General features: G+C 72.8%; 9 protein-coding genes. 6 read left to right on the top strand and 3 right to left on the bottom strand.

The window, feature by feature from the left end; genetic code table 11:
• The first annotated feature begins 405 nt into the window (after positions 1 to 405).
• The 6 genes from ACFY3N_RS32825 to ACFY3N_RS32800 all read left to right on the top strand — a co-directional run bounded on the left by ACFY3N_RS32825 (position 406) and on the right by ACFY3N_RS32800 (position 6,143).
• On the top strand, positions 406 to 1,089 hold the full coding sequence (locus tag ACFY3N_RS32825; protein ID WP_390820457.1) for a phosphoadenylyl-sulfate reductase: 684 nt from the start codon (positions 406 to 408) through the stop codon (positions 1,087 to 1,089).
• The gene (gene cysD / locus ACFY3N_RS32820; RefSeq protein WP_390820456.1) at positions 1,086 to 1,997 is read left to right on the top strand and encodes a sulfate adenylyltransferase subunit CysD; all 912 of its coding nucleotides are present in this window, start codon (positions 1,086 to 1,088) and stop codon (positions 1,995 to 1,997) included. The genes ACFY3N_RS32825 and cysD overlap by 4 nt, the downstream gene beginning before the upstream one ends.
• Complete coding sequence (locus tag ACFY3N_RS32815; RefSeq protein ID WP_390820455.1) at positions 1,997 to 3,319, top strand: sulfate adenylyltransferase subunit 1; 1,323 nt, start codon at positions 1,997 to 1,999, stop codon at positions 3,317 to 3,319. The genes cysD and ACFY3N_RS32815 overlap by 1 nt, the downstream gene beginning before the upstream one ends.
• Positions 3,316 to 4,407, top strand: a complete 1,092-nt coding sequence (locus tag ACFY3N_RS32810) for an ABC transporter substrate-binding protein (RefSeq protein WP_390820454.1) — start codon at positions 3,316 to 3,318, stop codon at positions 4,405 to 4,407. Before ACFY3N_RS32815 ends, ACFY3N_RS32810 begins: the two co-directional genes overlap by 4 nt.
• Before the next feature lie 127 nt (positions 4,408 to 4,534).
• A complete protein-coding gene (locus ACFY3N_RS32805; protein WP_390820459.1) occupies positions 4,535 to 5,266 on the top strand; it encodes an ABC transporter ATP-binding protein in 732 nt (243 codons plus the stop codon).
• Positions 5,253 to 6,143: an ABC transporter permease gene (locus ACFY3N_RS32800; protein ID WP_390820453.1), complete on the top strand. Its 891-nt coding sequence runs from the start codon at positions 5,253 to 5,255 to the stop codon at positions 6,141 to 6,143. Before ACFY3N_RS32805 ends, ACFY3N_RS32800 begins: the two co-directional genes overlap by 14 nt.
• Before the next feature lie 415 nt (positions 6,144 to 6,558).
• Here ACFY3N_RS32800 and ACFY3N_RS32795 read toward each other — a convergent pair whose 3' ends face one another.
• Genes ACFY3N_RS32795 through ACFY3N_RS32785 form a run of 3 tightly spaced genes read right to left on the bottom strand, consistent with a single transcriptional unit; the run spans position 6,559 to position 11,276 of the window.
• Positions 6,559 to 8,214 carry a nitrite/sulfite reductase gene (locus tag ACFY3N_RS32795; protein ID WP_390820452.1) on the bottom strand — a complete coding sequence of 552 codons (1,656 nt, stop codon included), beginning with the start codon at positions 8,212 to 8,214 and terminating at the stop codon, positions 6,559 to 6,561.
• A 3-nt stretch (positions 8,215 to 8,217) separates the two neighbouring features.
• The gene (locus tag ACFY3N_RS32790; RefSeq protein ID WP_390820451.1) at positions 8,218 to 9,534 is read right to left on the bottom strand and encodes a hypothetical protein; all 1,317 of its coding nucleotides are present in this window, start codon (positions 9,532 to 9,534) and stop codon (positions 8,218 to 8,220) included.
• Positions 9,531 to 11,276, bottom strand: a complete 1,746-nt coding sequence (locus ACFY3N_RS32785; protein WP_390820450.1) for a hypothetical protein — start codon at positions 11,274 to 11,276, stop codon at positions 9,531 to 9,533. Before ACFY3N_RS32785 ends, ACFY3N_RS32790 begins: the two co-directional genes overlap by 4 nt.
• Positions 11,277 to 11,388 lie beyond the last annotated feature (112 nt).

Here is an 11,388-nt window from a genome sequence, read left to right as displayed (position 1 = left end):
GACGCGGTCTCCGAGGTGAAACGGTCACCGGTGAGCTGCATCCCGTCACCCGAGTCCCCGGCGAACCTGATGATCACCCGGTCCAGCCGGCGGACCTCCGCCGCGCCGGGTGCCCGGCGCGCCGATGCTCCCGTGGACACCATGTCGGAGCCTCTTCTCTACTCGCTCGCGGGCACCATTCGAGAGCCGGATGCTGGCAGCACCCACTGACCGGGCGCTGACGGCGGGCTGGGCGGACCCGGGCCGACCGCGGCTCGAGGCGCGGGGTCAGTGCGGTGTCAGCGACGTGTCCATCGGCCCGGTTAGCCTGCGCCTGCCGTTCAGCAGCCCGGTGAGGCGTGGACGTGCGCTCTCCACCTGTCTTTCCTCGGCTCCTCGCCCGGGGACGTATCGAGAGGGCTACGAATGCACGAACTCCAGCAACTGGCGATCCGGGCCGGGACGGAGCTGGAAGAGGCACCGGCGCTGGAGATCCTGCGCTGGGCCGTGGACACCTTCGGCTCACGTCTGTGCGTCACGTCCTCGATGGAGGACGCCGTGGTGGCGCACCTCGCCGCGCGGGTCGCGCCGGGAGTGGACGTCGTCTTCCTCGACACCGGCTATCACTTCCCCGAGACCATCGGCACCCGGGACGCCGTCGAGGCCGTCCTGGACGTCAACCTGATCACCCTGCTGCCCCGGCAGACGGTCGCCGAGCAGGACGCCGAGTACGGGCCGGAGCTGTACCGCCGCGACCCCGACCGGTGCTGCGACCTGCGCAAGGTCCAGCCGCTGGAGGAAGGGCTGGAACGGTACGACGCCTGGGTCACCGGACTGCGCCGGTTCGACTCGGCGCAGCGTGCCGCGACGCCGGTGGTCGACTGGGACGCCCGGCGGGGGAAGGTGAAGATCTCGCCCATCGCCCGGTGGACCCGCGAGGACGTGGACACGTACATCGCCGAACACGGAGTGCTGGTCAACCCATTGCTCTCGGACGGCTACGGCTCAGTGGGATGTGCTCCCTGCACCCGGCGGCTCCTCCCGGGCGAGGACGCCCGGGCCGGCCGCTGGACCGGGCGCGCCAAGACGGAATGCGGGCTCCACACATGACGACCGAGACAGACATCCCCGTACGGCACCTGGAAGCACTCGAATCCGAGGCGGTGCACATCTTCCGTGAGGTGGCGGGCGAGTTGGAGCGCCCCGTCATCCTGTTCTCCGGCGGCAAGGACTCCATCGTCATGCTGCACCTGGCGCTGAAGGCGTTCGCGCCGGCGCCGCTGCCGTTCTCGCTGCTGCACGTCGACACCGGGCACAACTTCCCCGAGGTGCTCGACTACCGGGACCGGACGGTGGCCCGGTACGGGCTGCGGCTGCACGTGGCCTCCGTGCAGGACCACATCGACCGCGGTCTCCTCAGGGAACGCCCCGACGGCACCCGCAACCCCCTGCAGACCGTGCCGCTCATCGAGGCGATCCACACCCACCGCTTCGACGCGGTGTTCGGCGGCGGGCGCCGGGACGAGGAGAAGGCCCGCGCCAAGGAACGGGTGTTCAGCCTCCGCGACGAGTTCGGCGGCTGGGACCCGCGCCGGCAGCGGCCGGAGCTGTGGCAGCTCTACAACGGCCGGCACGCCCCCGGCGAACACGTACGGGTGTTCCCGCTGTCCAACTGGACCGAACTGGACGTGTGGCAGTACATCGCCCGCATGGAGATCGAGGTCCCCTCCATCTACTACGCGCACGAACGCGAGGTCTTCCTGCGCGGCGGCATGTGGCTGACCGCGGGGGACTGGGGCGGGCCGAAGGACGGGGAGCCGGTGGAGACCCGGACCGTCCGCTACCGCACGGTCGGCGACATGTCCTGCACGGGCGCGGTGGAATCCGGTGCCGCCGACCCGTACGCGGTGATCGCGGAGATCTCGGCGTCACGGCTCACCGAGCGCGGCGCCACCAGGGCGGACGACCGGATGTCGGAGGCCGCCATGGAGGACCGCAAGCGCGAGGGGTACTTCTGATGACGACGGGCACCGAGCACCACTCCACCACCGGGCACCACTCCACCCTGCTGCGGTTCGCCACCGCCGGCTCCGTCGACGACGGCAAGTCCACCCTCGTGGGCAGGATGCTGCACGACTCCAAGTCGCTGCTGGCCGACCAGCTGGAGGCCGTCGAGCGCGCCTCCCGCTCACGGGGCCAGGAGGCACCCGACCTGGCGCTGCTCACCGACGGGCTGCGCGCGGAGCGCGAGCAGGGCATCACCATCGACGTGGCGTACCGCTACTTCGCCACCGCCCGGCGCAGCTTCATCCTGGCCGACACCCCCGGGCACGTGCAGTACACCCGCAACATGGTCACCGGGGCGTCCACCGCGGAACTGGTGATCGTCCTGGTCGACGCCCGGCACGGCGTGGTCGAGCAGACCCGCCGGCACGCCGCGGTCGCCGCCCTGCTGCGGGTGCCCCACGTGGTCCTCGCGGTGAACAAGATGGACCTGGTCGGCCACGCCGAGTCCGTCTTCGCGGACATCGCCGACGAGTTCACCGGCTACGCGCAGGAGCTCGGCGTCCCCGCGGTGACCGCCATCCCCATGTCGGCGCTCAACGGTGACAACGTGGTCACGCCGTCGGCGCACATGGACTGGTACGGCGGCCCCACCATGCTGGAGCACCTGGAGACCGTCCGGGTCACGGCCGAACCGGCCGGCGCCCCGGGCCGCTTCCCGGTGCAGTACGTGATCCGGCCGCAGACCGCCGAGCACCCCGACTACCGCGGCTACGCCGGGCTGATCGCCTCCGGCAGCCTGCACGTCGGCCAGGACGTCGTCGTCCTGCCCTCGGGGCGCCGGTCGGTCGTCAGCGGCATCGACCTCCTGGGCGAGCGGGTCGAGTCGGCCCGCGCACCGCAGTCGGTGACCGTGCTGCTCGCCGACGACCTGGACGTCTCCCGCGGCGACCTGATCGCGCCCGCCGGCTCCGCGCCCGCGGTGACCCGGGAGTTCGAGGCCACCGTCTGCCACCTCGTCGACCAGCCGCTGGTCCCGGGCCGGAAGGTGCTGCTCAAGCACACCACCCGGACCGTGCAGGCGGTGGTGCGGGAGATCGAGAGCCGGGTGACGCTCGACCCGCTCAGCCGGCACCCCGCGCCCGGCCACCTGGTCGCCAACGACATCGGCCGGATCCGGGTCCGCACCGCCGAGCCGATCGCCCTGGACCCCTACGTCGTCTCGCGCCGCACCGGCTCGTTCCTGCTGATCGACCCGGCCGACGGCGCGACCCTGACCGCGGGCATGGCGGGCGAGTCCTTCGTCGCACGAGCCCCCGGAGGACCCGGCGCATGAGCGGTGCAGCGCGCCTGCGCGCGGCCGTGGCGGGGCTGCTCGCCCTGATCGTCGTCGCCGGCTGCGGCTACGGGTCCGAGCGGGTCGACACCGGCGCCAAGGTCCTGCCCACCGGCCCGAAGCTGTCCGTGGACGAGGTGCGGGTCGGCTACTTCCCCAACCTCACGCACGCCACCGCCCTGGTCGGCGTGCGTGAGGGGATCATCCAGAAGGAACTCGGCGGTACGAAACTGTCGGCGACCACGTTCGGCGCGGGCCCCGCCGCGGTCGAGGCACTGACCTCCGGCTCGGTCGACCTCGCCTGGATGGGCCCGTCACCGGCGGTCAACAGCTTCACCAGGTCGGACGGGAAGAGCCTGCGGATCGTCGCCGGGGCCGCGTCCCGGGGGGTCAAGTTCGTCGTCGACCCGGAGAAGATCAGGACGACGGCCGACGTCAAGGGCAAACGCATCGCCAGCCCGCAGCTCGGCAACACCCAGGACGTGGCGCTGCTCGACTGGATCGCCCGGCAGGGCTGGCACGTGGACCCGGCCTCCGGACGCGGCGACGTGTCCGTGGTGCGCACCGACAACAAGCTGGCGCCGTCCGCCTACCGGTCCGGTGCCATCGACGGGGCCTGGGTCCCGGAACCCACGGCCTCCCTGCTGGTCGCCGAGGGCGCGAAGGTGCTGCTGGACGAGGCGAGCCTGTGGCCGGACCGGAAGTTCGTGATCACCCATCTGGTGGTGTCGCAGCGCTTCCTGGCGGAGCACCGGGACGTCGTCGAGGCGGTCGTCCGCGGATCGGTGCGGACCAACGCGTGGATCAACGGACAACCCGGCCCGGCGAAGGACTCCGCGAACGCGGCACTGGAGCAGCTGACCGGGAAGCCGCTGCCGGACGAGATCATCGACGGCGCCTGGCCGTCCCTCACGTTCACCGACGACCCCCTGGCCGGCACCCTCGGCACCCAGGCCGAGCACGCCGTCCGGGCCGGACTGATGGAACGGTCCGATCTGCACGGCATCTACGACCTCGACGCGCTCAACGGGATCCGCGCGGCCGAGGGCCGGCCGCCCGCCGACGACGCCGGGCTCGGAGTGTCATGAGGCGCGGCATCGCGCCGACCGCCTTTCCCGCACCCAGGAGTTGACCCCAGTGCATCCGACAACGATCACGGTGAAGGACGCTGCGTCCGGCGCGGCCGGCCTCGCACCCAGCACACCGGCCGTCCGTGTGGTCGGCGCCCACAAGTCCTTCGTCCGGCCGGAAGGTGTCCAGACGGTCCTGCAGGACATCACCATCGACGTCGCGCCGGGCGAGTTCATCTGCCTGCTCGGGGCCTCCGGGTGCGGCAAGTCCACCCTGCTGAACCTGGTGGCCGGGCTCGACCGGCCCTCCTCCGGCCGCATCGAGGTCGCCGGCGGCCGGCCCGCCCTGATGTTCCAGGAGCACGCGCTGTTCCCGTGGCTCACGGCCGGCAAGAACATCGAGCTGGTGCTCAGACTGCGGGGCGTGCCCCGGCCCGAGCGCCGGACGCGGGCGGAGGAACTGCTGAACCTGGTGCGGCTGCAGGACGCGTACGGCAAGAGGGTCCACGAACTCTCCGGCGGCATGCGCCAGCGCGTCGCCCTGGCCCGGGCCCTCGCCCAGGACTCCGAGGTCCTGCTGATGGACGAGCCGTTCGCCGCGCTCGACGCCATCACCCGCGACGTCCTCCACGAGGAACTGACCCGGATCTGGCAGGAGACGGGAGTCTCCGTGCTGTTCGTCACGCACAACGTGCGCGAGGCGGTACGGCTGGCGCAGCGCGTCGTGCTGCTGTCGTGCCGGCCCGGCCGGATCGCCCGCGAGTGGACCATCGCCATGCCGCAGCCGCGCCGCATCGAGGACCCCGCGGTGGCCGAGCTGTCCGCCGAGATCACCGACCAGCTGCGGAAGGAGATCCGGCGCCATGGGCGGCACTGACATCCGTACGGCGAAACCGGCGGAGGCCGACGAGGAGCTGGCCGGGCTGGAGGCGGGCCTGGACTCCCTGGACTCGGTGCCCGTCTCCCGGACCCCGGTCCGGCAGGTGCTGCGGCAGAAGGTGGCGCCGCCGCTGCTGGGCGTCGCGGTCGTCCTGACGGTGTGGCAACTGCTGCACACCGGTGGGCTGGTGTCGGAGGACCGGCTGCCCAGCCCCCGCGCCGTCGGCGACAGTTTCCTCACCCTGTGGCGGCAGGGGACGCTCTTCGAGATCATCTGGACCAGTCTGGAACGGGGGCTGCTGGGCTTCCTGGCCGCGCTGGCCATCGGGACGCCGCTGGGGCTGGTCGTGGCCCGGGTGCCGTTCGTCCGCGCGGCCCTGGGGCCCGTGCTGTCCGGTCTGCAGTCGCTTCCCTCGGTGGCGTGGGTGCCGGCGGCGATCATCTGGTTCGGGCTGACCGACGCGGCGATGTACACGGTGATCCTGCTCGGGGCGGTGCCGTCGATCGCGGTGGGGCTGGTCTCGGGCATCGACCAGGTGCCGCCGCTCTATCTGCGGGCCGGACGGACGATCGGGGCGACGGGGCTGCGGGGGGCGCGGTACATCGTGCTGCCGGCCGCGCTGCCGGGGTACACGGCGGGGCTCAAGCAGGGGTGGGCGTTCTCGTGGCGGTCGCTGATGGCCACGGAGCTCATCGCCTCGTCGCCGGAGCTGGGGGTCGGGCTGGGACGCTATCTGGAGAACGCGCGGGAGACGATCGACCTGCCCGGGGTGTTCTTCGGGATCCTGCTGATCCTCGCGGTCGGCGTGCTGATCGATCTGCTGGTGTTCAGTCCGCTGGAGCGCCGGGTGCTGCGCAGCCGGGGGCTGCGGTGACGCCCGGGACGGCGCCGGCGCCTTGAGCCCGGGGGCGGCCGCGGGGTCGTAGTTCACGGCGCGGGAGTGCGGTGCGAGGGTGCACCGTAGCCCGCGGTCGCCTCCGGTAACACCATGTACGGCCTCCGTCCTCTGCCTGTACGGGCAGGGGGCGGGGGCCGTACGTGCGTACCCGCGGGCAGTCGTGCCGCTGGGGCGGCACGGGTGGGCGCGACGGCACCCGGCCGGCGCCGGGCAGCGCGACCCGCCCCCCGCCCGGCCCCGACGCCGGACACCCTGTCGCCCCCGCGCCCGCCCTCGCACAAGCACGTGGGCGCCCGCGGGCACGGCGGATACGGGTACGGGGGGCCGGGGCCGGCATACGAAGGCGCCCACGGCTCACCGGGGTGAGGCGTGGGCGCCTGTCGGGGGTGGGTCAGGTCAGCTGGGACTCGTCGACGCGGGTGACCCATTGGGTGAAGGTCTCCGACTCGTCGGCCCGGCCGCTGCGGTACTTGCGGACCAGGCCCTCCACGAAGTCGGGGAGGTCGGCCGCGAGGACCTTCACCCCGCGGGGCTTGCGGCCGAAGGCCGGCTCGTCCTCCTGGGAGAGGGAGAGCGCTCCGCCCAGGTGGACCTGGAAGCCCTCCGCCTGGCCGCCGTCGGGGCCCGGGAGGAGCTGGCCCTTCAGGCCGATGTCCGCGACCTGCGTGCGCGCGCACGCGTTCGGGCAGCCGTTGAGGTTGATGGTGATGTCCGCCCGCTGGTCCCCGAGCCGCCGTTCCAGCTCGGCCACCAGCTCCGCCGCACGGGCCTTCGTCTCGACGATCGCGAGCTTGCAGTACTCCAGACCGGTGCACGCCATGGTGGCCCGCCGCCAGGGCGAGGCGTCCACCCGCAGGTCGAGCGCCTCCAGGTCGCGCACCAGCGGCTCCGGGTCCGCCACGTCGAGCACCAGGACCTTCTGGTAGGGCGTCAGCCGCACCCGGTCCGAACCGTGGGCCGCCGCGGCGTCCGCGAGCGCGGCCAGACGGGTGCCGGAGACCCGGCCGACCACCGGCGCCGCACCCACGTAGTGCAGCCCGTCCCGCTGCTTGTGCACACCGATGTGGTCGACCGGCGAGGCGGGCAGCACCGGTGCCGGGCCGTCGGCCAGCCGCCGCCCCAGGTACTCCTTCTCCAGCACCTCCCGGAACCGCTCCACGCCCCAGTCGGCGACGAGGAACTTCAGCCGGGCCCTGTTGCGCAGCCGCCGGTACCCGTAGTCGCGGAACAGGCCGACCACCCCCGCCCACACCTCGGGTACCTCGGCGAGCGGCACCCAGGCGCCGGCCCGGTCCGCGAGCCGGGGGTTGGTCGACAGTCCGCCGCCCACCCACAGGTCGAACCCCGGCCCCAGTTCGGGGTGCTCGACGCCGAGGAAGGAGACGTCGTGGATCTGGAAGGGCACGTCGGGCAGCCAGGACACCGAGGTCTTGAACTTGCGGGGCAGGTTGGACAGCGACGGGTCACCGATGAAGCGCTCGGTGATCTCCCGGATCGCGGGGGTGGCGTCCAGCACCTCGTCGGCGCTCACCCCGGCGACCGGGCTGCCCAGGATGACGCGCGGGCAGTCCCCGCACGCCTCCGTGGTGGACAGTCCCACCGCCTCCAGCCGGCGCCAGATCTCGGGCACGTCCTCGATGCGTATCCAGTGGAACTGGATGTTCTGCCGGTCGGTGATGTCGGCGGTGTCACGTCCGAACTCGGTGGACAGCGCGGCGATCTCGCGGAGCTGGGCGATGTTCAGCCCGCCCCCGTCGACCCGCACCCGGAGCATGAAGTGCTCGTCGTCGAGCTCCTCCGGGGCGAGGGTCGCGGTGCGCCCGCCGTCGATGCCGGGCCGCCGCTGGGTGTAGAGCCCCCACCAGCGGAACCGGCCCCGCAGATCGTCCGGCGGAATGGCGGCGAAGCCCTCCCGCGCGTAGACCTTCTCGATGCGCTCGCGCACCAGCAGCGGATCCTCGGCCTGCTTGAACCGCTCGTTGGCGTTGAGCGGTTCCCGTTCGCCGAGTGCCCACTGGCCGTCGACTCGCTTGCGGTCCCGGGTCATTGCTCATCCCTCCCTCATCGGCCCGCTGACCGCCGAGATCATTCCCGACGGCAGCCAGTCGGCGCCGGACGCTCCGTGGTGGTGCCCGCCCGTGTCCCCGCCGTCCGCGGAGACCATGGTTCCGGGCACATAGGCGGTGGAGGCGGCGTAGAGCCGGGGCAGCGGTGCCGGCTTCTCGCCGCGGGCCCGCTGCCAGGCCTCGTAGCCGCTGCCGGAGGGGTACTCGCCGGGCAGTCGCGCGGCCAGTGCCTCGGCGTACGCCATGGCCTCCTTGGTACGGGGTGTGAAACGCAGCGGTATCAGCTGGCCGGCGCTCGGGGTCAGCACCGAACGGGCCAGCAGCCAGGGTGCGAGGTAGACGCCCTGGGCGCGGGTCCTCCCGCTCTCCACGGCGTCGACCACCGTCGTGGCCCCGGCCCACCCCGTGGTGACCAGCAGCGGGCGGTCCTTGTCGGGGGTGGTGACGGTGACGCCCTCCCGCCGGGCCGCCGAACGGACGACGACGGCGGCCTTCTCGCCGCGCGGTGAGCCGTCGGAGACCAGGCCCACGGACCCGGCACCGCGGTCGGCGAGGAGACGGACGGTGGCGCGCAGCGCGGCGGCGTCCCGCTCGGTGAGGCCGTCGGACGGACAGGCGGTGAGCGGCCGGTCGGCGCCGGCGACCAGCGCCCCGGCGGCCGCGGCGGCGCACTCGGGCGCGTCGGCGGACATCAGGGCCCGCGGCGGAGCCGGGCGTTCGTCGCCGGTGTCCACGGTCAGCGACCCCGTCCCGCCGCCCGCGGACACCCGCAGCGTGCTGCTGCCCTCGGGCAGGTCCACGGGGACCCAGGTCTGGGCGCTGCCGGGATGCCGCCGCCCCTCCCGCAGGGCGCCCCGGGCGGATCCCGCCCTGGCGTCGGCCGCGCCGATCCCCACCAGGTTGCGGCCGGGACGGCCGGGCACCACCAGGACGCCCACCTGCTTGCCGTTCAGGCGCAGCGTCCGCAGGACCGGGGTCCCGGGCCGGGACGGCTCGTCGGCCGCCGGGTCCGCGCCGTGGGCCGTGCCGTGCGCCGCCGTGGTCCTCGAGGTGTCCTCCGAGCGCACGGCCGCGCCCAGGACGAACGACACCACCAGCACGCAGAGGGCGCCGGAGGCGAAGAGATAAGGACCCGGCAGCAGCTTCCGCCGGACCAGGACCCCGACGCACACCAGGCCCACGACGCCGGCGAGTGCGAGCAGCGGCAGCGTCCCCCCGGCCGACGCCTCCTGGACAAGGGCCAGGTGCCCGCCGCCCGGGGGATTGGCGGCGGGCACCTGAGTCTCGGCGGACCCGATCACTTCAGCACGCTGTCGCTGACGGTGAACAGGATGCCGTGCGGACGGGCCGGACCGGTGTCGCCGTGCGGCCACGACGTCCGGTCGAAGTCCACGCAGGGCCGGCCGGTGTTCTCGTCCCGGAACCGGGTGTCCTGGCGCAGCTTGCCCGACCCGCTGAGGTCGTACATGCACACCTCGTGGTTGCCGTCACCGCTGAAGGAGCCGGCGATGAAGTAGTTCGAGGTGGCGATGCGGCCGATGCGCTCCGTCTCCTTGTAGAGACCGCCGCGGACCTGCTTGAAGTTGTCCATGGCGCCCCAGTGCGGGCCGCCGTCGGTGGTGTCGCGGATCGGCATCGCGGAGGTCACCGCCGGGCAGTCCCGCTCCTTGCCGCCGCGGTAGGCCTCGTGGATCGAGTCGATGTCGCACTCGGGGTCGTCGCCCGCGGCCAGCAGCTTGCGGATGTCCAGCACGTAGACCATGCCGGTGGTCTTGTCGAGCGGTGCGCCGTACGGCGTCGACTGGCCCATCACCGTGTGGAACAGGTACCGGTCGTCGGGGCTGACCATCAGCCAGCTGCCCGCGTCGCCGGCGCCGGTGACGTCCTGGTCGGCACCGGCCTTGCGGTAGGCGGTGGTGTCGTCGAAGACCTCACGCCACTTGGGGTTCGGCACCGTCACGTCCGGCGCGTAGAAGATCGCTCCGCCCAGCATGGACGAGGCGAACGCGCCCTTGTGGTGCTTCTTGTGGGGCAGCGCCGGCTCCATGACCACCCGCGACTCGTGCCACATCTTCTGCTCCTCGCGCGCGGCGCGGGGTCCGTCGGGCATCTTGCTGACGGAGAGCAGCTCGGGGTCGTCGCGGTTGGTGATGTCCCAGACGCGGACCGTCTGGCGCGCGAGGCTCGCCTGGTCGGGCAGCTTGGGGCTGAGGAAGTGGCGTGCCTCGACGAAGTCGCTCGCCACCATGATGTTGCGCTCTTCGTTGACCGCGATGCCGTGCGGGTTGGCGCAGGTGGCCTTCTCCAGCTTCGGCACGTTGCCGCACTGCTCGGGGTCCTCGCCCTCGGCGAGGGCCGCGGGGATCTCGGCGATCGTCTGGCCGTTCTCGTCCATCCGGACGATCTCGCCGGGCGACCCCGCCGCGCCGTTGCCCAGCCGGACCTCACCGTTGGTGTAGGTGCAGGGGCCGGGCACGTCCGGTCCGCCGAGGTAGGTGGCGTACGCGGTGCCGTCGCGCAGCACCTGGAACGCGTCGGGCGCGGTGCCGCAGGGCGTGTCGACCGTCGAGTTCACGCCCACCAGCTTCAGGGCCGGCAGCGCCTTGGTGTCGAAGACGAAGACGGTGTCGGCCAGCAGACCGCCCGCGAAGAGGCGGTCGCCCTTGTGCCACACGTACTGCATGTGGTGGGCCTCGTTGGACAGGCCCGGGCCGAGGGTGACGGTGTTGACGACCTCGCCGTACGTGCGCGAGTCACGCGTGGCGTCGACGACGGCGAGGAAGTCGGGCTTGGCGGGGTCCGCCGAACCGGCCCAGGTGAGCATCCACTCGCGCCCCCGCCCGCCGGCGGCGGGCAGCAGGTTGTTGGTGGCCGTGTAGGTGACGCCGTCGTTGCCGGTGAACTTCGACGTCGTCCGCTCGGGTTCGGGTGCTGCGGTGGCGTTGCCGGATCCTGTCAGCAGGGCGGCGGTCAGGCCGGCTGCGGTGAGACAGACGGCCAGGCGGGATGCTCTGCCTGGCCGTCCGAGGCTGAATCGTCGCACGTCGCGGATGCTCCTCTCGCGGAGCGGTGGTGGTGTCCGAACTGGCGCCGGTACCTTCCCAGAGCCCGCTGACGTGCCACTGACGCTGTGATCGGGCGCGACTTTCGGCCGA

This window comes from Streptomyces sp. NPDC000348, assembly GCF_042898795.1.
In the GTDB taxonomy this organism is placed as follows: domain Bacteria; phylum Actinomycetota; class Actinomycetes; order Streptomycetales; family Streptomycetaceae; genus Streptomyces.
This window is presented reverse-complemented; position numbering and strand designations above follow the sequence as displayed.

Bases quoted from the DNA above. Each gene is read 5' to 3' on its own strand.
- ACFY3N_RS32825 (WP_390820457.1), top strand. From the start codon at position 406: ATGCACGAACTCCAGCAACTGGCGATCCGGGCCGGGACGGAGCTGGAA.
- cysD (WP_390820456.1), top strand. From the start codon at position 1,086: ATGACGACCGAGACAGACATCCCCGTACGGCACCTGGAAGCACTCGAA.
- ACFY3N_RS32815 (WP_390820455.1), top strand. From the start codon at position 1,997: ATGACGACGGGCACCGAGCACCACTCCACCACCGGGCACCACTCCACC.
- ACFY3N_RS32810 (WP_390820454.1), top strand. From the start codon at position 3,316: ATGAGCGGTGCAGCGCGCCTGCGCGCGGCCGTGGCGGGGCTGCTCGCC.
- ACFY3N_RS32800 (WP_390820453.1), top strand. From the start codon at position 5,253: ATGGGCGGCACTGACATCCGTACGGCGAAACCGGCGGAGGCCGACGAG.
- ACFY3N_RS32795 (WP_390820452.1), bottom strand. From the start codon at position 8,214: ATGACCCGGGACCGCAAGCGAGTCGACGGCCAGTGGGCACTCGGCGAA.